Here is a 19787-nt window from a genome sequence, read left to right on the forward strand (position 1 = left end):
TTCGGTGTTTCCAACCTTACCAGATTCTTTTTCCGTTCCGTTTCCGGTTCGGATTTCGTTTCCGGTGGCCGTTGGAGGGCCTTTTGCCTTTCGGCGATATCGACTTTATCAGAGTCTTTTCGGCCGAGCTAATCGGCCTTGCGATCCGGGTAAGGAATCGATTGGCTCCGCGGAAATTCGTTTTCCGGCGAGAGCAAGATAGATGTTAGCCGTGACTCTCGAACATGTCCAGTCCGAGGCAACCGTTAGAATCTACCTCCCCACTCCGACCGTGTCAACGGTCTTTGCGGGCGAAGAGGAGACTAGCAGGTCACAGGGGGTGCTCGCACATCAGGAGGCCGTGGGGAGCTCGGCGCTCCGGTCGGCGGCGTCGATGTCGCCCAGCTCCCCGGCGCGGGCCGCTCGGCCGCCGAGGACGTACACGTACAAGAGGAAGGCCAGCTCAGCAACGATTCCGATGGTGATGCGCGCCCAGGTCGGGAGGCCGGAGGGGGTTACGAAGCCCTCGATCATGCCCGACACGAAAAGGACCAGGGCGAGGCCGATCGCCATGCCGATGGCGGCGCGTCCTTGTTGGGCGAGGGCCGTGCGGCGGGACTGGGGGCCCGGGTCGATGAGCGTCCAGCCGAGTCGGAGGCCTGTTCCGGCGGCGACGAAGACCGCGGTGAGTTCGAGGAGGCCGTGAGGGAGGACGAGGCCCAGGAAGACGTCGAGGCGGTCGGCCGAGGACATCAGGCCGATGCCGACACCCAGGTTCGCCATGTTGAGGAAGAGGATCCAGAGCACGGGGACGCAGAGGAACGCGCCGAGCACCAGGCACATGGCAGCCGCCTGGGCATTGTTCGTCCAGACCTGGGCGGCGAACGAGGCTGCCGGGTGGCTCGAGTAGTACGTCTCGTACTCACCTCCCGGACGGGTGAGCCGGCGCAGCTCGTCCGGGGCGGCGATGGCCGACTGGACCTCGGGGTGTGTACCGATCCACCAGCCGATGACCGCGGCAAGGAGCGTGGAGAGCACTGCGGTGGGAATCCACCAGTGCCGGGAGCGGTAGACCGCGGCCGGGAAACCGGCCGTCAGGAAGCGGACAGCGTCACGCCAGGAGGCGCGACGAGTGCCGGTGACCGTGGAACGGGCGCGGGCGACGAGCTGAGTGAGCCGGGCGGTGATCATCGGGTCCGGGGCGCTGGACTGGATGAGGGAGAGGTGGGTGGCGGTGCGTTGGTAGAGCGCCACGAGCTCATCGGCCTCGGCGCCTGTGAGCCGGCGCCCACGGTGCAGGAGGTGGTCCAGGCGGTCCCACTCTGCTCGGTGGGTCATCACGAAGACGTCGAGGTCCATGGTCGGCTGCTGCTCCAGGCACTGGTTCGGGTCCGTTCCCGGTCCGGTCCGGGTTCGCTCTGGATCCGTACGGACGGTACGTACTACGACTCGTACTACTGCACGTATCTACTGCGGCGCACTGCGGGTCAGCTTGGCAGACTGGCGTTCTGAGGGGTCGAGAAGGTCGAAGTACGTCAGGAGAGTGGGGTGGGTGCGGTGAGTGGGGTGGTGACGGGGGACGCCGTCGTACTGGGTCTTCGTCCGGCGAGGCTGCCCAGCAGGGCGCTGGCGCTCGCGATCGATCTCGCCGTGGTGTGGGCGGTGTATCTGCTGATATCCGTGGGCCTCGCGGTCGCGACGGCCTCCCTGGACGAGGCCGCGGTCATGGCGGTGACGATCGCGACGTTCCTGCTCGTGCTCGTGGGGGCGCCGATCGCGGTGGAGACGCTCAGTCAGGGGCGTTCGCTGGGGAAGCTGGCATGCGGGCTGAGGGTGGTGCGGGACGACGGCGGTCCGATCCGGTTCCGGCACGCGCTGGTGCGTGGCGCGATCGGGGTGGTGGAGATTCTGATGTCGTTCGGGGTCATCGCGTGCATCGCCTCGCTGGTGTCGGCGCGGGGGCGGCGGATCGGCGATGTCTTCGCGGGGACTCTGGTGATACGGGAACGGGTTCCGGCAGCCCGGGCGGTGCCGGTGCCTCCTCCGCCGCCGTGGCTGGTGGGGCGGTTCGCGGAGCTCGATCTGTCCGGGGTGCCGGACGATCTGTGGCTGGCGATACGTCAGTACCTGACCCGGATGCATCAGCTCGACGCGCAGGTGAGCTGGTCCCTGGCGGAACGGCTGGCCGCTGATCTGGTGGCTTGTACGGGGACGCCTGCGCCGCAGGGGGTACCGGCGGGAGCGTTCCTGGCGGCCGTGGTGAACGAGCGGCAGGCGCGGGACGCACGGCGGGCCGTCGCCGTGGCCTCGGCGTCCACGACCTCTCCGTCGCCTTCTCCCGCGGCTCCTCCCGCCTCTCCTGCTTCTGCCGCTTCTGCCGCTTCTCCCGCTTCTGCCGCGGATCCTCTCGCTTCTCCCGTGCCTTCTTCCCCTTCGCCCGTTTCGGCGTCGTCTTCGTCCGCGTCTGTGCCCTGGTCTGTGCCTTCGCCTGCGCAGTCGCCTGCGCCTGCGGCCCTGACCAACCCGGTTTCCGTGGCCTCGCGCACGCCTGCCGATGCGGCGGGGTCCGCAGTTGCGGGGGCCCCGCGGCCCGCCACGGGGTTCGTGCCACCCGCGTAGGGCGGCCGCGGGTCAGGGGAAGACCGAGGGTGGGGTTTCGAGGTCTTCGAGCTCGATGCCAGGGGCCGACAGGACCACGTCACCCGCGATGTGGACCGGGTGCTGTTCGCCGGTGTCCAGGGCGCTGACCTGGTATTCGTCCACGGTCAGGACGCCGTTGTCAGTGGTGTGCGCTTCACTTTTCACCAGGGCCCAGGACTGGTCGACGGTGCGGGGGGCGAGGACCGGGTCCGTGAAGGCGACGAGGCGGACGCGGGTCGCGGGGGCGCCGGGTGTGAGGCGGAGCAGCCGGGCTGTCGCGACGAGGAATGCGGGGGAGGTGCCGGTGAAGGCGTGGGCGCGGACATTGCCTTCGGTGGCGTGTGTGCCGGTGGGATCGGTGCGGACCCAGGTGACCCCGTCGAGGGCGGCGCCGCGGACCTGCCAGCTCGAGGCGTGGAGTTCGAGGCGGATCGGGCGGCCGAGTTCGTCGAGAGCAAGGTCGACGGACCCTGCGTGGTCTCCGGAGGGGGTGGTCAGCTGGGAGACGTAGCGCCAGCCGGAGGGGCCGGGTGCGCAGTGGAAGTGCTCTTCACCGAGGGGGGTGTGATCGTGCGGATCATGGAGCGAATAGCGGCCGCGGGGCATGGGGCGAGGTCCTTGCGATGCGTTGGGGCCCGGTAGCGACGCGAGGGAAGTGTCCCTCCGGAAGGCCGGAAGTCCGGAGGTCTGTCTGTCCGGATGGCTGCCTGTCCAGATGTCCGCCTCCTGGGCGGATGGCCCCTGGCCGGATGGCCGCCTGGGCGGATGGCCGGGGCCCTGTACCCCGACGGCGGGGGCCGACGAGGACGGCCCGGGTGCAGGCCCCCGTGCCCGGGGGTCCGGGGGCCTGCGGTGGGTACGTCAGTACCGGTTGGAGTGCCGGTAGGCGCCGGCACCTCGGGCACCTGGTGGTGCCCGGGTACCTACGGGCACCTACGGGTACCCGCAGCGTCAGTACCGGTAGTGGTCCGGCTTGTACGGGCCCTCGACCTCGACACCGATGTAGGCGGCCTGCTCGGGGCGGAGCGTCGTGAGCTTCACGCCGAGCGAGTCGAGGTGGAGGCGGGCGACCTTCTCGTCGAGGTGCTTGGGCAGCACGTAGACGTCGGTCGGGTACTCCTCCGGCTTGGTGAACAGCTCGATCTGGGCCAGCGTCTGGTCCGCGAACGAGTTGGACATCACGAAGGACGGGTGGCCGGTCGCGTTGCCCAGGTTGAGCAGACGGCCCTCGGACAGCAGGATGATCACCTTGCCGTCGGGGAACGTCCAGGTGTGGACCTGCGGCTTGACCTCGTCCTTGACGATGCCCGGGACCTTGGCGAGGCCGGCCATGTCGATCTCGTTGTCGAAGTGACCGATGTTGCCGACGATCGCCTGGTGCTTCATCTTGGCCATGTCCGAGGCCATGATGATGTCCTTGTTGCCCGTCGTCGTGATGAACAGGTCGGCCTTGTCGATGACCTCGTCGAGGGTCGTGACCTGGTAGCCGTCCATCGCCGCCTGCAGCGCGCAGATCGGGTCGATCTCGGTGATGATCACGCGGGCGCCCTGGCCGCGCAGGGACTCCGCGCAGCCCTTGCCGACGTCGCCGTAGCCGCACACGACCGCGACCTTGCCGCCGATCAGGACGTCGGTGGCGCGGTTGATGCCGTCGACCAGGGAGTGACGGCAGCCGTACTTGTTGTCGAACTTGGACTTGGTGACGGCGTCGTTGACGTTGATCGCCGGGAAGAGGAGGGTGCCGTCGCGCTGCATCTCGTACAGACGGTGGACACCGGTCGTGGTCTCCTCGGTGACGCCGCGGATCTCGGACGACAGACGGGTCCACTTCTGCGGGTTCTCGGAGAGGGTGCGGTTCAGCAGGGTGAGGATGTGGCCGTACTCCTCGCTGTCCGCGGTGGACGGGTCCGGGGCCTCGCCGGCCTTCTCGAACTCGACGCCCTTGTGGACGAGGAGGGTGGCGTCACCGCCGTCGTCCAGGATCATGTTCGGACCACCGGTGGGCGAGTTCGGCCAGGTCAGGGCCTGCTCCGTGCACCACCAGTACTCCTCCAGGGTCTCGCCCTTCCAGGCGAAGACCGGGATGCCCTGGGGGTTGTCCGCGGTGCCCTTGGGGCCGACGGCGATGGCGGCGGCGGCGTGGTCCTGGGTGGAGAAGATGTTGCAGGACGCCCAGCGGACCTCGGCGCCGAGGGCGACCAGGGTCTCGATGAGGACGGCGGTCTGCACGGTCATGTGCAGCGAGCCGGTGATGCGGGCTCCGGCGAGCGGCTGCGAAGCCGCGTACTCCTTGCGGATCGACATCAGGCCGGGCATCTCGTGCTCGGCGAGGGTGATCTCCTTGCGGCCGAAGTCGGCGAGGGAGAGGTCGGCGACCTTGAAGTCCTGGCCGGCGGCGACAGTCGTCATTGCGAGCTGCTCCTCATGTGGTCGAGGGATGGGTAGGGCTGGATGGCTCTGCGGCCACTGCGGCGATACGGGCACAGCGATGCCCGGACGCCCGCAGACGCCCGCAGCGCAGTCCGTCGGAGGCCCTCTCTCCCTCGGCCGGTCCACAGTCGCGGACCGCCCGACCGCCATCAGCAGCGACGTCTGGCACTGGTCACGAATCTACACCGATCGCCGCGGCCGCCCACAGCCCGCCCATGGCCGCGTTCCAGCCAGATCCAGGGCCCACGGGCCCGTGGGAAGGGGGCACCCTTGCCGCCGGCAGCAAGGATGCCGGCATCCGCGAGATGGCGGCGATGCTCGGAACGACCGGCAAGGTCGCGGATCCCGAGGAACTCGTACGGGCCGCTTTGGCCCGTCTGGAACTGGGCACGACCGGCCTCGGCGAGGAGATCGCCATCCCGCACGCCAAGACCGACGCCGTCAGGGCACCGATCGTCGGCTTCGCACGCTCTCCGGAGGGCGTGGAGTGGGGTCGCTCGACGGCACGAAGGCCAAGTTGAAAACAGTTGAAAACAGAGGAAGAGGCCCCCGGGCCGATGAGCTCGGTTCGGGGGCCTCCGTGTCTGGGTCTCCGCGCGTACGTCAGTGGCCGAGGTCCGGGCCGGGGCCGCCCGGGGACTTCGCCGGGTTCACACCGGCCGCCGCGGCCTCCTCGCTGTAGATGTCCGGCTCCAGGTAGATGACCCGGGCGATCGGCAAGGCGGAACGGGTCCGGTCCTCGGCGGCGTTGATGGCGGCGGCGACCTCGGCGGCCGTGTTGTCGTGCCGCACGGCGATCTTGGCAGCCACCAGCAGCTCCTCCGGACCGAGGTGGAGCGTACGCATGTGGATGATGCGGGTGACGGTGGTGCCGTCGACGATCGCCGCCTTGATCTTCTCGACGTCCTCCGTGCCGGCCGCCTCGCCGAGGAGCAGGGACTTGGTCTCGGCCGCGAGCACCAGCGCGATCAGGATCAGCAGAGTGCCGATGCAAAGCGTGCCGATGCCGTCCCAGATGCCGTTGCCGGTGAGCAGAGCGAGCCCGACACCGCCGAGCGCGAGGATCAGACCCACGAGCGCGCCGAGGTCCTCGAGGAGTACGACCGGCAGCTCAGGGGCCTTGGCGTGGCGGACGAACTCCTTCCAGGAGCGCTGACCGCGCAGGGGGTTGGACTCCTTGATGGCCGTACGGAACGAGAACGACTCGGCGATGATCGCGAAGACGAGAACGCCGATGGGCCAGTACCAGTCCGTGATCTCGTGCGGGTGCTTGATCTTCTCGTAGCCCTCGTAGATCGCGAACATGCCGCCGACCGAGAAGAGGACGATCGAGACGAGGAAGGCGTAGATGTAGCGCTCGCGCCCGTAACCGAAGGGGTGCTCCGGTGTCGCCTCGCGCTTGGCCTTCTTGCCGCCGAGGAGCAGCAGGCCCTGGTTGCCGGAGTCGGCGACCGAATGGACGCTCTCCGCGAGCATCGACGAGGAGCCGCTGAAGAGGAACGCCACGAACTTGGCTGCCGCGATCGCGAGGTTCGCGGCGAGCGCCGCCACGATCGCTTTGGTTCCGCCTGACGCGCTCATGGGTGCAGGGTGTCCTTCCTCGAAGCTCCTGATGTTCTTGCTCGTGCCGAGGCAGGGCCCGGCACGGCGGGACATTGTTGCAGCAGCTGATGTGGACGGTGCGTCAGGCCACCACTGTGGCACGGAAGACCGTGCCCGTACCGGACAGTTCGACCGATTCGCCCGCCGGTACGAAGACCGACTCCCCCGGGGCGAGGGTGATCCCGCCCGCCGTGGGCCGGCCCGCCGTGGCGAGCAGGATCTGCGGGGTCGCGGCAGTCACGTCCCGGGGAGCGGCGTGCGGCGACAGGACGTAGCGGGAGAGCCGGAACTCGTCGATCGGGGTGTCGTAGACCTCCTCGCCGGACGGGGAGGCCTCGGGGCGCAGCACGCCCGGGTCGCCCGCATCGAAGCGGACGACCCGGAGGAGTTCGGGGACGTCCACGTGCTTGGGGGTCAGCCCGCAGCGCAGGACGTTGTCGGAGTTGGCCATGATCTCGACGCCGAGGCCGCTGATGTACGCGTGCGGGACGCCGGCGCCGAGGAAGAGGGCCTCGCCGGGCTGCAGCAGTACGTGGTTGAGCAGCATGGCGGCGATGACGCCCGGATCACCGGGGAAGTGGTGCGCGAGGGTGGCGTACGGGGCGTACGGGCCGCCGAGGCGTTCCGCGGCGGCAGCGGCCTCGGTGACGGTGTGGGCCATCTCCTCCGGGTCGGCGGCGAGGACGGCGGTGAGAACCTCGCGGAGGGCGGCCTCCTCGGGGTGGGCGTGGAGGAGGTCGACGTACGGCTTGAGGGAGTCGACGTCCAGGCCCGCGAGGAAGTCGGCCGCCTCGACGGGCGGGCGGAAGCCGCACAGTCCGTCGAAGGGGGTGAGTGCGCAGATCAGTTCGGGCTTGTGGTTGTCGTCCTTGTAGTTGCGGTGGGGCGCGTCGATCGGGACGCCCGCGCTCTCCTCGGCGGCGTAGCCCTCCCTCGCCTGGGCGAGGTCCGGGTGGACCTGGAGCGAGAGGGGTGCGCCGGCCGCGAGCACCTTGAGGAGGAAGGGGAGGCGGGGGCCGAACGCGTCGACGGCCGCCTGGCCGAGTTCGCGTACGGGGTCGGCGGCGATGACGTCGTCCAGAGAGCCGCGGTCGGTCTGCGAAGGCGCACCTGGGTGGGCGCCCATCCACATCTCGGCCTGCGGCTCGCCGGTGGGGGCGATGCCGAGGAGCTCCGGGATGAGGGTCGTGGAGCCCCAGGCATAGGGGCGCACGGTGTTGGAGAGGCGGTCCATGGGGTCCCTTCGCGCTGTGTCAGAGCGATGTGTCAGTACGGCGTGTCGGTACAGCGTGTCGATGCGGCGCGTCGGTGCGGTGCATTGGTGCGGGTTGCTGCGGTGCGTCGGGGCACGGTGCAGTGTGTCGGGACACGTTCTGGTTGTGAGTGGCTTGCCGCGGGTCCCGGGGTGACTCGCTAGGCGTGGCCGCTCGTCGCCAGCGCCAGGTAGCCGGCCGCGAAGTCGGTCACGGCCAGCAGCTCCGCCAGTGTCTCCAGGGCGCTGCCCTCCTCCGGCTCGAGTTCGCTGATGGCGGTGTCATGGCTGAGCGCGAGTTCACGTGCGGCGGGGGCGGCGGTGAGGCCGTTGTCCGTACGGTCGCGCAGCAGCAGGACGCGCGCCCGCAGCGCCTGCGGCTCCTCGACGCGGTCCCTGAAGAAGTCCTCCGGGTCGGCGCCGGCCGCGAAGTCGCCGGCGAGGAGGACGCCATGGGCCGGCAGCGCCTCGGGGAGCTCGGCGGCGAGGGCGGGAAGGCCGGCCAGCTCGCCCAGTACGGCGGCGAACCGGCGGCCGACCGGGCCTGCCGTGCCTTCCGTCCAGATGATCGGGAGGGTGTCCGCCAGCTCGGCGGCGAGCGTCTTGGCGGGGTTGCTGTACGTGGCGATGGCCGGGCCGCAGCGTTCGGCGATGCGGTCGAGGCGGTCGGCGACGCTCTGGAGGACCTCCGGGGGCGCGGACATGAGACCGACACGGTCGAGGAGCGCGAGGAGCGGCGTGAACAGGGCCCAGAACGCGCCGGGGCTCGCCGCCGCCTGCGTCTCCTCGTACAGCTCGTACGGGGCGGTTGCCATGGGCACCACGATGCCGTGGACGTTGTCGACGGCCTCGGTGAGCGGGGAGTGCTGCGGGGCGACCGCGACGACGGTGCAGCCGCGGCGGTAGGCCTGCTCGGCGAGGAGCGCGAGGCCGGGCTCGGAACCGTCGGTGGTGGCGACGAGGAGGAGGTCCACGGAGCCCGCCCAGCCGGGGAGCGCCCAGCGCAGGGCGCCCGCGGCGGGGGCGACACCGGTGGGGTGCAGACGGGTGACCGGGGCGGTGGGGCCGGTGAGCTCGGCGAGCAGGTCCGCCACTCCGATGGCGGCAGTGCCGGGGCCCGCGATGAGGACGGCTCGGGGGCGGCCCTCGGGCTTCAGCTCGGCGATCCCGGCCTCGGCGGCGTGCCGGGCGGCGGTGCGTACGCGCGCCCCGGCCTCCGCGGCGCCGCGGAGCAGACCGCGGCGGTCGGCGCGGGCCAGGGCTTCCGGAGCGTCGAGGAGTGACTCGTCGAGCATGGGGTGGGCCTCCGATCGTCGACGTACACGTGCGTCTGCGCGTGCGGGTGCGTCTGCGCGTGCGCGGGGCGGGGCGCGGGGTACGCGGACGGGTTACGCGGGGCGGCGGGCCTCGTCGACGAGGAGGACGGGGATGTCGTCCCGGACGGGGTACGCCAGGCCGCAGTCCTTGCCGGTGCAGATCAGCTCGGGAGTGTCGGTCGCCGTCTGGTCGCTCAGTCGGGCGTGGCAGGCCGGGCAGGCGAGGATCTCCAGGAGACCGGCTTCGAGCGGCATGGGGGTGTCCCTTCGAACATGCGGTTTTGGGCCACGTCAGCCTACCGCTGGGGGGCGGCCTGCGCGGCTCGGCGTGGCGGCCGTGCCTCCGGCAGCGGCGGCTGTGGGTCGCCCGCCCGGACGAGAGGGTTCATGTGCCACGGTCACGTCCCCACGGTCGCGTCCCCACGGTCGCGCGGTCACATGGCGGGAGCCCCACGATCACATGGCGGGAGCCCCACGGGCATATGGCGCGACCGGCTGCCTGGGGCAGTCGGCCCAGGACAGTCGGCCCGGGACAGTCGGTCGCGCCCCGGGCCGCCACGGCTCGTCAGGCCCCCCGCACCAGCTGCAGGACCTCGTCCCGGATGGCCGTCATCGTCGCTTCGTCGCGAGCCTCCACGTTCAGGCGGAGGAGAGGCTCCGTGTTGGACGGACGGAGGTTGAACCACCAGGTGTCGGTGGCGACCGTGAGGCCGTCGAGTTCGTCGGTCGTGACGCCGTCCCGGGAGGCGAAGGCCTCGCGGACCGCGACGGTCCGTGCGGTCTGGTCGGCGACCGTGGAGTTGATCTCGCCGGAGCCGTGGTAGCGGTCATAGCGGGCGACCAGCTCGGAGAGGGGACCGTCCTGGTTGCCGAGGGCGGCCAGGACGTGGAGGGCCGCGAGCATGCCCGTATCGGCGTTCCAGAAGTCGCGGAAGTAGTAGTGGGCCGAGTGCTCGCCACCGAAGATGGCGCCGGTGCGGGCCATCTCCTCCTTGATGAAGGAGTGGCCGACACGGGTGCGGACCGGCTTGCCGCCCTGCTCGCGTACGACCTCGGGGACGGACCACGAGGTGATCAGGTTGTGGATGACCGTGCCGCCCGGGTGCTTGGCCAGCTCGCGGGCGGCGACCAGTGCGGTGATCGCCGACGGGGAGACACCCTCCCCACGCTCGTCGACGACGAAGCAGCGGTCGGCGTCGCCGTCGAAGGCGAGGCCGACGTCCGCACCCTCGGCGCGGACCCGGGCCTGGAGGTCCACGAGGTTCTTCGGGTCCAGCGGGTTGGCCTCGTGGTTCGGGAACGTGCCGTCCAGCTCGAAGTACATCGGCACGAGCTCGACCGGCAGCGAGGCGAAGACAGTGGGGACCGTGTGGCCGCCCATGCCGTTGCCCGCGTCCACGACGACCTTCAGCGGCCGGATAGACGCCACGTCGACGAGGGACAGCAGGTGGGCCGCATAGTCGGTGAGGGTGTCGCGGTTGCTGACCGAACCAGGTGCCGGTACGGGGGCCGGGGCGCCCTCGGCGAGCCAGCTCTCGGCCAGCGCGCGGATCTCACCGAGGCCCGAGTCCTGGCCGACCGGTGCGGCGCCGGCCCGGCACAGCTTGATGCCGTTGTACTGGGCGGGATTGTGCGACGCCGTGAACATCGCGCCGGGCAGCCCGAATTGCCCCGATGCGAAGTACAGCTGGTCCGTGGAGCACAGTCCGATCAGGGTGACGTCCGCGCCGCGGTCCGCGGCGCCGCGGGCGAAGGCTTCGGAGAGCCCCGGCGACGACGGCCGCATGTCATGGCCGACGACGATCGCGTCCGCGCCCGTCACCTGGACGAAGGCGGCGCCGAAGAGTTCGGCGAGCGACTCGTCCCACTGATCGGGCACCACCCCGCGGACGTCGTACGCCTTCACGATCTGCGACAGATCAGCAGCAGCAGAAGCAGCCACGGCCCAACCCTCCTGAATTCTCTGCGGTCGCCTCAAACTACCCGCAGAAGCCGAGGCAGCCGCCAACGCCTCCGCACCGAGGGCCGTACGGATGCGAACGCGTCGGAACCTTCAGGAGTCGGGGGAACGCAGCACGCGGAGATGGCCGCGGCGTCCGACCTCCATCGGCTCCGACCGGCGGACACCGGGGCCACCGCCCGCCTCGGCCGCCCGCTCGTGGGGGCGGGCCGCCTCCCTGACCGCGTTCGCCAGCGCTTCGAGATCGTCGCCACTGGGCCGGCTCGGGCCGGAGGCGTCCGAGAGCCGTACGACCTCCCAGCCGCGCGGCGCGGTGAGGCGCTCACTGTGCTCGGCGCACAGGTCGTAGCAGTGGGGCTCGGCATAGGTGGCGAGGGGGCCGAGGACCGCGGTCGAATCGGCATAGACGTACGTCAGTGTCGCGACGGCAGGGCGGCCGCACGCGGTGCGCGAACAGCGACGTACAGGGCTCACGACGTTGGACGGTACCGCACTCTTGAGCGGGCCGCGACGACTCTCCACCACGTCACTCCACCGTGTCGTGCTGTGAGGTCCGGCACAGGCGCCTTTCGGGCAACTGCCCTGACCTGCACGGGAGGAGAAGCGCACGGCCGACGACGGTACGTCATCCGGTCAGCGCTCGACACAAATCGCGTCAATCGCGGCGAGAGCGGTGATCGAGAGGAGGCATGGAATCGAGCCCAAGCTTGGCTGGAATGTTCAATAAGCGACATGCCGTCGCGCGGGGCGGAGACACTCCGCGCGATCGGGCGGCGACACACCGCACGCAGGAGGTCAACATGCCGCACGCCCGGGTAGCGGCAGACCACCGGACGGGGTGACGACATGTCGTGGGGCGGGCACACGGCCGCGATGCGTGCGGGGTCCGGAGAGCTACGCTGCGTCAGTGATGGACAGTCCCGTACCGCCCCGCCCGACCGAGCCCAGGCCGCGCCGCCGCGACCGCCATGGCCGAGGAATGCGCGGGCCCGTCGCACCGCCTCAGGTACCGCTCTCCACCAGCCGCGCGGAGTCCTTCCGCGATCTCGTACAGGATTCGGTGGAGCGGCTGGAGCGGCGCTGGCCCCAGCTGGCCGAGGTGGAGTTCCTGGTGCTGGAGGTACCGGGATCGCCGGACGAGACCGTGCCGCTGGGCAGCTCGGCCCCGGCCGACAAGGGGCGCCCGGCGAGGATCGTCGTCTACCGGCGGCCGGTTGAGATCCGCACCAAGAACCGCGACGAGCGGGCGCTGCTCGTCCACGAGGTGGTCGTGGAGCAGGTCGCTGACCTGCTCGGCCTCTCCCCCGAGTCGGTCGACCCGCGGTACGGCCAGGACTAGCCGCTCTCGAGCGACCGGCCACCGAGCTCCGGGGCCAGGACTTGGCTCTGTCCGGTCTGCGCGGAGCGCCAGGACGCCGTACCGCCGGACAGGACAGGACAGGACCTAGTCGTCCAGGACCGACAGGTCCTGCTCCGCCTCCGGGACCTCGACCAGACCCCGGTCGTCGGGAAGCGTCTGGACCGTGAACATCTCGATGCCGTCCTGCGGGAGCAGCAGCGTCCGGGCCGCGTGGACCGGGCCGCCGCCCGGCTGGGGTTCGACGGTCAGCGCGTACGAGCCCTTGAGGCCGGCCGGGACGGGCGGGGCGGTGACCGCGAGAGTCGTGCCGCCCTTGACCGTGTACGTCTTGGAGACGGGGGTGCCCGCCCCGGTGCCCGCCGAGGCGGTGACCTTGACCTGGGCGGTCTCGCCGGGCGCGGTCAGGGAGAGCACCGAGCCCTTGGCCCGGTTGTCGGCCGCGGTGGCGCGCTCCTGCACGGGTGCGGTCGCGGGGATGAAGGCGATCTCCTGCTTGTCGCCCTTGCCCCGGGTGACCTGGAGGGCCGCGACCACAGGGGTCGCCCGACCGCTCTGGGAGGGGACGAGGAGGAGTGAGCCCGCCTCGCCCCTGGTGACGTCCTGGAGTTCGACGGACGCGGTCATCCCCGACTTGACGCGCAACGTGTCGTGGCCGGCCGGGCTGATCGTGCCGGAGGGGCCCGCCAGCCGCACCTTCAGATCGGCGTCGTCGTCGCCCGGCGCGAACGCCACCAGCCGGACGGACGTCGCGTCCGCCGGGATGCCGGGCAGCACGAGCGTGCCGGACGGGTCGGTGGAGGCGGGAAGCCAGTCACTGCCGGTCTTCTCGCCGGCGCCCCGCACCACGGCGCCGACCCTGCCCGTACGCGTGGTGACATGTACCGTCACGTCCTCGGCGGGGTCGGACGTCAGGGTGGAGAGCAGCACGGGGACGCTCGCCCCGGCCGGGACCGGGATGCCCTCGGTCAGCTGGGTCTTGAGGGCGCCCTCCTTGCCGTAGAGCTCGACGTCGACGACGGCGCCCGTGTCGTCCGGGTTGGTGAGGTGGACGTAGTCCACGCGGTCCTTGGCGATGCTGGCGCCCGGGAACCAGAAGTCGGTGTCCGGTGCGGTGCAGCTGACCCCGAGCACGCCGCGTCCGCTGCCCGCGGTGACCGTGGTGGTCTGCTGGGTGGTCCAGCCGGGGGCGAGTCTGCCGCCGGCGGAGCCGATGAGCGCGGGAGCGTTGCCGCCGCTCGCCTCGGCGCCGACGGGCTTGCCGGGCTCCTTGAGGGTGGCGACGGCCTTGTCCGCCGCGGGCTTCTTCGCCGAGCCCGCCTTGGCCTTGTCCCCGGCCTTGGCCTTGTCCCCGGCCTTCTCGTCCTTGTCGTCCTTCTCGTCCCCGTCGTCCGCGTCCGTCAAAGTGGTGACGGACGGCTTCAGTTCCGCCGTGCCCTCCGCGTCATCGCTCGATCCGGCCGATCCGGCCGATCCGGCCGCCTGCGCAGCGGGCGTGAAGGACGTGTACGTCGTCTCCGCGATGTCGGACGTCGCAGGCGCCGGGCACAGCAGGCTGGAGCGCTCGACCGGCAGCCGGGCCGGCGCCTTCGCCTCGGCGGCCGCCCCGCCGTCCGGCGCGCTGAGCGCGGCGAATCCGGTCACGGCGGCGAGCGCGGTCGCGGCCGCGAGGAGCGAGAGGGTCGTGCGGTTCACTGGTTGCTGCTCCCGTCGGGACGCTGCTCGGTCTCGTAGCCGTAGGGGTCGTACTGGCCCGTCCGGTACGGGTCGTCCGGGTACTGCCCGTACTGCTGCTGGTCGTACTGCTGCTGGTCGTACTGCTGCTGCGGCTGCTGCTGGTCGTACTGCTGCGGCTCTCCGTACGCGTACTGCTGCTGGGCGTCCTGGTAGGGCTGCGCGGCGTACGGGTCGGCGTACGGGTCGTTCGCGTACGACGCGTACTCGCCGGCGCCGGCACCGACGCCTGCGCCGACACCCTCGCCCGCACCCGCGCCGGATCCCGCACCCGCATCCGCGTACGTCCGGCCGTCCCACTCGGCGTCGCCGCCGTACTGCTGCTGGTGCGGCACCGCCGCGTACGGGTCCGGCTCGGAGTCAGGCTGTGGCGCGGGGTCCTGCCCCACAGCCGCGTCCGCCTCCGCCGCGGCCTGCGCCGCGCGGAGCCTGCGCGCCCGGCGGCCCTCGCCCTCGACGGGCTGGGCCGGGATCGCGGCCTCCTCCTCGGGCAGGTCGTCGTCGATCTCGCGGCGCCTGCCGGGCAGGGCCAGCACGAGCAGGACGAGGGCGAGCGCGCCCTGCGTCCAGATCCAGGCGGTGTGGGTCGTCGGGTCCTCGTAGGTGAGGTCGAGCCGGCCGCCCTCCGCGGGGAGTTCGAATCCCTGGGCCCAGCCGTCGACCGTGGTCTTCTTCAGCGCGCGGCCGTCCAGCGTGGCCTGCCAGCCGTCGTCCGCGCGGTCCGCGATGCGCAGTACCCGCCCGGACGCGCCGGCCGGGATCTCCGCGTGGGACTCGACGGGGCCGGCGGCCACGGGCAGCGGCTCCTCCTTGCCGTTGACGATGACCGCACGGGCGACCTGGCGGTCCACACGCCACAGTGCGCTGCCGTCGAGCTGGCTGAGCCGCGAAAGGCCGGGGGTGGCGTCGAGGACGCGGCTCATCTGCCGCGGTGCGCCGTCCCGTACGAGCACGTACCGGATCGCGAAGCCGCTGAGCTGGCTGGTCTGATCGGCGCCGGAGCCCGCGACGAGGTTGGCGACGACCTTGTCGAGGCGGGCGTCGCTGCCGCCGGCCTCGGTCAGCTCCGCGTCGCCGAGGCGGCCGCCGGAGCCGCGGACCAGGGCGTACGACACCTCGGCCGGGGACGAACCGCCGAGCACGAGCGTGCGCGGCTGGTCGCGGGTGTCGCTCTCCTCCGCGACGAACGCCGGGACCTGCACCGGGTCGCGGCGGTCCAGCGGACCCGTGGCTCCGCTGATCATCCAGCCGGCGGCGGAGAGCAGCGGGGCGGCTCCCGCGGCGAGGGCGATCAGCCCGGCGACGGGCTGGCGCCAGCCGAAGCTCTGGGCGGCGACCCGCTCCCGGGCGCCCTCCGCGCCGAGCACGGTGGCGGCGAGCAGGGCGATGCCGTAGACGAGGGTGGCGGGTCCTGCCCAGCCCGAACCGTTGGCGAGAGCCGCGAAGACGAGGGCGACGAGGGCGACGGCCCAGGCGGTACGGATCGCGAACTGCCGCTCGCCGCGCAGCAGGGCGGCGAGCGCCGCCAGGACGATCCCGATCAGCAGCAGTCCGCCGAGGGCCTTGGGGCCGCCGGGGCTGATGCCGAGGAGGTCGAGCGGGGAGGCGGCACCCGTGCCGAACTCGAGCCCGGCCTCACGCAGGAAGCCGGAGGGGCTCGTCAGCAGCGACAGCGACCAGGGAGCGAGGATCAGCAGCGGGGTGCCGACGGCGACGAGGAAGCGCAGTCCGTAGGCGGTGATGTCGTCACGCCGCAGCGCGAGTCCGGCGAGACCGAGGACGACGGCGACGGGCCACACGATCGGGGTGAAGGCCATCGCGAAGGTCAGCAGCAGGGCGTACGCCCAGGTGGCACGCCAGCTTCCGCGCGCTCCGCCGCTTTCGCGGGCCAGTCCGTACGCCGCGACCGCGGCGCGGGCGATCAGCGGCAGCACGATCGCGAGGACCGCGGTGCCGAGCCGCCCGGTGGCGAGCGCGCCGGTCGCGGCGGGCAGGAAGGCGTAGGCGACGCTCGCCCAGGCGCGCAGCAGCCGGGATTCGATCAGCGGCCGGGAGGCGAAGTACGCGGTGACGCCGGCGAGCGGCACCGAGCAGACGAGGAGCAGGGTGAGCGCGAAGCCGGTCGAGCCGAAGAAGAGACCGGACAGGACCGCGAGGACGGCGAGGTACGGGGGCGCCGTCTGCGTACCGCCCGTGCCGAGTGGGTGCCAGCCGTCGGCGTACCGGCCCCAGAGGCCGGAGACGTCGGCGGGTGCGGGCAGCAGCGCGCCGCCCGCGAGCGCCCCGCCGCCGAGGAGTCCGCGGCAGGCGACGAGGGAGACGATCAGCAGGACCGCGAAGAGCACGGGTCCCGGCTTGTGGGCGATCCGCTTGAGCCGGGCGAACTGCTCGATCTCCAGGAAGTCCGCGTCGTCGCCGCCCGGTCCGGACTCGACGGCGCCGTGCCGTGAGCCTCCGGAGTCGGAGTCACTGCCGGCGCCGAGACTGCTCGCGATCTGTTCGACGGTGGCGCGGACCGTGGCGCCGTGCGGCGGGAAGAGCGGCCGCAGTTCGCTCGCCTCCACGGCCGGCTTTCTCCGTCTGCGGCGGGCGGCGAGGATCCTCTCCGGCCGCAGGAGGGTCTTGAAGAGTCCCATGACCTCGTCGACGGCCTGCCCGGGGGCCTTGCCGACGAGGTAGGCGAGGGTGCGCAGCAGGGTGCCGAGGACGAGGCGGAGCAGAACGAAGGGGAGGGCGGCGCCGCGCGCGTTGGCGAGCAGGGTGTAGACGGCGCCGGCCTTGTCGACGCGGTGCGGGCTGGTGACCGAGCGTCCGGCGCAGTCGACGGTGCGGCGCTCGCGGGCGGCTGCCTCCGCGTGGCGCAGGACGGCGCCGGGAGCGACGAGGACGCGGTGACCGGCGGCGTGGGCACGCCAGCACAGGTCGACGTCGTCACGCATCAGGGGCAGCCGCCGGTCGAAGCCGCCCAGCTCCTCCCAGACGTCGCGGCGGACGAGCATGCCCGCGGAGGACACGGAGAGGACGGAGCGGACCTGGTCGTGCTGGCCCTGGTCCTGCTCGCGGCGGTCGAGTCCGGTCCAGCGGCGGCCGCTGTTGGCGATGGAGACGCCGGCTTCGAGGAGCTGCTTGCGGTCGTACCAGCCGCGCAGCTTGGGGCCGATGATCGCCGCGTATTCGTCGGAGTCGGCGACGCGCAGCAGTTCGGCGAGGGCGTCGGGGGCGGGAGCGCAGTCGTCGTGGAGCAGCCAGAGCCACTGGACCGGTTCGCCGTACGGCAGCTCCGGCATGTCGTACGCCTCGTCGCGCCAGGTCCTGCTCACCGGGTCCCAGCCGCTGGGCCGCTTCAGGTACGGCAGGTCCTCGGGGGTGAGTACGCCAGCGGTGCGGACGGCCTCGTCGACGGCGGCACCGAAACCGGTGCGGCGGGCGAGATGCAGCACCCGCTCTGCGCCGAGTGCCTCGGTGACCAGCCTGGCGGAGTCGTCGGCGCTGCCGGTGTCGGCCGCGACGGCGTTCTGCACGGGGCGCTCCTGGCCGAGCAGCCCGGCGAGCGCGTCCGGCAGCCAGCGGGCACCGTCGTGGGAGACGAGCACGGCGGTGACGACGTGCCGCGGGAACTCGGGCGGGGTGGCGGGAACAAACTCCGCAGTGGTGGCGGACATTGAGGTACGGGCCCTCCGGCCGGGGTCGCCCCGCGAGGGGCGCTGGAGCGTCTGGGACGGGGCCCCACACTAACGGCTGGCAGGGAGACGGTCCGCCGCCTGTGGACACTTCTCGGGGCTCCGCCCCGAACCCCGCGCCTCAATCGCCGGACGGACCGGATGTTCCAGCGCGTCCGGGGGTCCCCACGCCCACGGGGCATAGGGGGAGATTGAGGACTGGGGGCTGGGGGCGAAGCCCCGGATCGGCCGGACAGCGACCCTCGCCGGACGGCGGCCTTCCTCGGACGGCGCCTTCCTCGGACGGCGGTCCTCTTCGGACGGCGGCCTTCCTCGGACGGCGGCCTTCCTCAGACCGCGCCTTCCTCAGACCGCGCCTTCCTCAGACCGCGGCCTTCTTCAGACGGCGGCGCTCACGTTCGGACAGGCCGCCCCAGATACCGAATCGCTCGTCGTTGGCAAGGGCGTACTCGAGGCACTCGGAGCGGACCTCACAGGCGAGGCAGACCTTCTTGGCCTCGCGGGTCGAACCGCCCTTCTCGGGGAAGAAGGACTCGGGGTCGGTCTGGGCGCACAAGGCGCGCTCCTGCCAGCCGAGTTCCTCGTCCGCGTCCTCGACCAGCAGTTGCTGAAACAGCTCGGTCATGTGCGCCCCTCGTCCGTCTTTGCGTCCCCGTGATGTGGCCGTGAGCCGTACCGATTTCGGCCGAACGACACGAGTGAAATTACAAGTGTGTGGATCCGGGCCAGTCAAGCCGAGATCTGCTATTGAGCCCCGTATTCACTCTGCAGAACCAAACCTATGCGGAAAGTGTGCAAATCACCAAAAACCAAGACACTTACCACTGGCCTGTCCGCACCCCCTCCGACCCTCGGTCCGGCACCGGCACCAACCGGCCCTCACGAGGGAGGACGTCGCGCGGTTCGATCTTGTTGCGATCCAGCCACACAAGCGATCCGGATCACAGTCCGATCACGAGAACACAACGGCGTTTAAGAGCGCGGTTGCTGCGCCATGTCTCCGGTCCCATCAATGCACAAACCTTTCTCCGAGCGGAGTAACCGGATGAGGTGAAACATTGCCGCCAAACCGGGCATTGAGTTGACATCTGGGACCGCGTTGGTCACCTTTGGATGCATGCCAGCGACCACAGCGCCCTCCGCGGCCCACGAGACCCGTGGGTTCCGCAGCGCTGTCCGGACTCGCTGTTGCTGTTGCTGTTCCAGCTGTTGATGCCGTAGCGCTCCAGCTCTCCCCACTCCGCCCCGGGCGGAGACTCGCGACACCCCAGCACTGACCTTCCCGTTTCTGCCGAGGAACCACCGCACCCATGAACAGCGACAGCGACCTCCAGATCGCCGGCGACATCCTCGAGGTTCAGCACCTCCTCCAGCCCGCCCGTGAGCACCCGGCGACCGTGGCCGAGTTCGCCGGCCTCGCCCGCTCCATCGCCGCCGACCCCGCCCAGTGGGCCCACCTCGTCCAGTACGACGCCACCACCCGCTGGTACCACCGGCTGCGCACCGGCCCCGGCTACGAGGTCTGGCTGCTCTCCTGGGTCCCCGGCCAGGGCAGCGGACTCCACGACCACGGCCGCTCGTCCGGTGTACTGACCGTCCTCGAGGGCGAGTTGACGGAGCGGACGGCCACCGCCTCCCGGTCCCTGGCCGTCGGCGCCCAGCGCGTCTTCGCACCCGGATATGTGCACGAGGTGGTCAACGACTCGCTCGAACCGGCTGTCAGTCTGCACATCTACTTCCCGGGCCTGACCGAGATGCCGATGCACACGGCCCACTGCTCCCCGGCCCGACAGGATGCCGTCGCCGCCTGACGCCCCTTCCGTCGCCCCGCCCACCA

Annotated in this window: 16 protein-coding genes and 1 pseudogene; 5 read left to right on the top strand and 12 right to left on the bottom strand. The window is 71.3% G+C overall.

The window, feature by feature from the left end:
- Nucleotides 1-330: 330 nt before the first annotated feature.
- Nucleotides 331-1338 carry a stage II sporulation protein M gene (locus AC0699_RS35685; RefSeq protein ID WP_478669096.1) on the bottom strand — a complete coding sequence of 336 codons (1008 nt, stop codon included), beginning with the start codon at nucleotides 1336-1338 and terminating at the stop codon, nucleotides 331-333.
- Here AC0699_RS35685 and AC0699_RS35690 point away from each other — a divergent pair.
- Nucleotides 1309-1491 (top strand): hypothetical protein, encoded by a 183-nt coding sequence (locus AC0699_RS35690; protein ID WP_478669177.1) that lies wholly within the window; start codon nucleotides 1309-1311, stop codon nucleotides 1489-1491. The genes AC0699_RS35685 and AC0699_RS35690 overlap by 30 nt on opposite strands.
- Nucleotides 1492-1536: 45 nt before the next feature.
- A complete protein-coding gene (locus AC0699_RS35695) occupies nucleotides 1537-2598 on the top strand; it encodes an RDD family protein (RefSeq protein ID WP_478669173.1) in 1062 nt (353 codons plus the stop codon).
- Between the two features lie 12 nt (nucleotides 2599-2610).
- Here AC0699_RS35695 and AC0699_RS35700 read toward each other — a convergent pair whose 3' ends face one another.
- Together AC0699_RS35700 and ahcY are read right to left on the bottom strand one after the other, a co-directional pair.
- Nucleotides 2611-3225 carry a hypothetical protein gene (locus AC0699_RS35700; RefSeq protein ID WP_478669101.1) on the bottom strand — a complete coding sequence of 205 codons (615 nt, stop codon included), beginning with the start codon at nucleotides 3223-3225 and terminating at the stop codon, nucleotides 2611-2613.
- A gap of 345 nt (nucleotides 3226-3570) precedes the next feature.
- Nucleotides 3571-5028, bottom strand: a complete 1458-nt coding sequence (gene ahcY, locus AC0699_RS35705; RefSeq protein WP_478669105.1) for an adenosylhomocysteinase — start codon at nucleotides 5026-5028, stop codon at nucleotides 3571-3573.
- A gap of 290 nt (nucleotides 5029-5318) precedes the next feature.
- Between ahcY and AC0699_RS35710 the strand changes: the two are divergent.
- Nucleotides 5319-5569 (top strand): annotated as a pseudogene (locus AC0699_RS35710) (PTS sugar transporter subunit IIA); the annotation flags it as partial.
- An 83-nt stretch (nucleotides 5570-5652) separates the two neighbouring features.
- Here the strand turns inward: AC0699_RS35710 and AC0699_RS35715 are convergent.
- From AC0699_RS35715 to AC0699_RS35740, 6 genes are all read right to left on the bottom strand, one after another.
- Nucleotides 5653-6630, bottom strand: a complete 978-nt coding sequence (locus tag AC0699_RS35715; RefSeq protein ID WP_478669108.1) for a cation diffusion facilitator family transporter — start codon at nucleotides 6628-6630, stop codon at nucleotides 5653-5655.
- A 103-nt stretch (nucleotides 6631-6733) separates the two neighbouring features.
- Nucleotides 6734-7885: a mannose-6-phosphate isomerase, class I gene (gene manA / locus AC0699_RS35720; RefSeq protein ID WP_478669111.1), complete on the bottom strand. Its 1152-nt coding sequence runs from the start codon at nucleotides 7883-7885 to the stop codon at nucleotides 6734-6736.
- A 179-nt stretch (nucleotides 7886-8064) separates the two neighbouring features.
- Nucleotides 8065-9198 carry an SIS domain-containing protein gene (locus tag AC0699_RS35725; protein ID WP_478669115.1) on the bottom strand — a complete coding sequence of 378 codons (1134 nt, stop codon included), beginning with the start codon at nucleotides 9196-9198 and terminating at the stop codon, nucleotides 8065-8067.
- A gap of 93 nt (nucleotides 9199-9291) precedes the next feature.
- Nucleotides 9292-9474 carry a Trm112 family protein gene (locus AC0699_RS35730; protein WP_453663151.1) on the bottom strand — a complete coding sequence of 61 codons (183 nt, stop codon included), beginning with the start codon at nucleotides 9472-9474 and terminating at the stop codon, nucleotides 9292-9294.
- Between the two features lie 310 nt (nucleotides 9475-9784).
- On the bottom strand, nucleotides 9785-11161 hold the full coding sequence (locus tag AC0699_RS35735; RefSeq protein ID WP_478669120.1) for a phosphomannomutase/phosphoglucomutase: 1377 nt from the start codon (nucleotides 11159-11161) through the stop codon (nucleotides 9785-9787).
- A 111-nt stretch (nucleotides 11162-11272) separates the two neighbouring features.
- Nucleotides 11273-11701 (bottom strand): DUF3499 domain-containing protein, encoded by a 429-nt coding sequence (locus tag AC0699_RS35740; protein WP_469771817.1) that lies wholly within the window; start codon nucleotides 11699-11701, stop codon nucleotides 11273-11275.
- A gap of 388 nt (nucleotides 11702-12089) precedes the next feature.
- Here AC0699_RS35740 and AC0699_RS35745 point away from each other — a divergent pair, with 388 nt between their 5' ends.
- On the top strand, nucleotides 12090-12518 hold the full coding sequence (locus AC0699_RS35745) for a metallopeptidase family protein (RefSeq protein ID WP_478669122.1): 429 nt from the start codon (nucleotides 12090-12092) through the stop codon (nucleotides 12516-12518).
- A 105-nt stretch (nucleotides 12519-12623) separates the two neighbouring features.
- Here the strand turns inward: AC0699_RS35745 and AC0699_RS35750 are convergent, their stop codons facing one another.
- The 3 genes from AC0699_RS35750 to AC0699_RS35760 form a co-directional block, all read right to left on the bottom strand.
- Nucleotides 12624-14231 (bottom strand): DUF5719 family protein, encoded by a 1608-nt coding sequence (locus tag AC0699_RS35750; protein WP_478669126.1) that lies wholly within the window; start codon nucleotides 14229-14231, stop codon nucleotides 12624-12626.
- On the bottom strand, nucleotides 14228-17932 hold the full coding sequence (locus AC0699_RS35755) for a glycosyltransferase (RefSeq protein WP_478669129.1): 3705 nt from the start codon (nucleotides 17930-17932) through the stop codon (nucleotides 14228-14230). Before AC0699_RS35755 ends, AC0699_RS35750 begins: the two co-directional genes overlap by 4 nt.
- Before the next feature lie 379 nt (nucleotides 17933-18311).
- A complete protein-coding gene (locus tag AC0699_RS35760) occupies nucleotides 18312-18575 on the bottom strand; it encodes a WhiB family transcriptional regulator (protein WP_017945871.1) in 264 nt (87 codons plus the stop codon).
- Between the two features lie 685 nt (nucleotides 18576-19260).
- Between AC0699_RS35760 and AC0699_RS35765 the strand changes: the two genes are divergently transcribed.
- Nucleotides 19261-19761 (top strand): cysteine dioxygenase, encoded by a 501-nt coding sequence (locus AC0699_RS35765; protein ID WP_469771813.1) that lies wholly within the window; start codon nucleotides 19261-19263, stop codon nucleotides 19759-19761.
- Nucleotides 19762-19787 lie beyond the last annotated feature (26 nt).

The sequence above is a fragment of the Streptomyces sp. NPDC043870 genome (assembly GCF_056435785.1).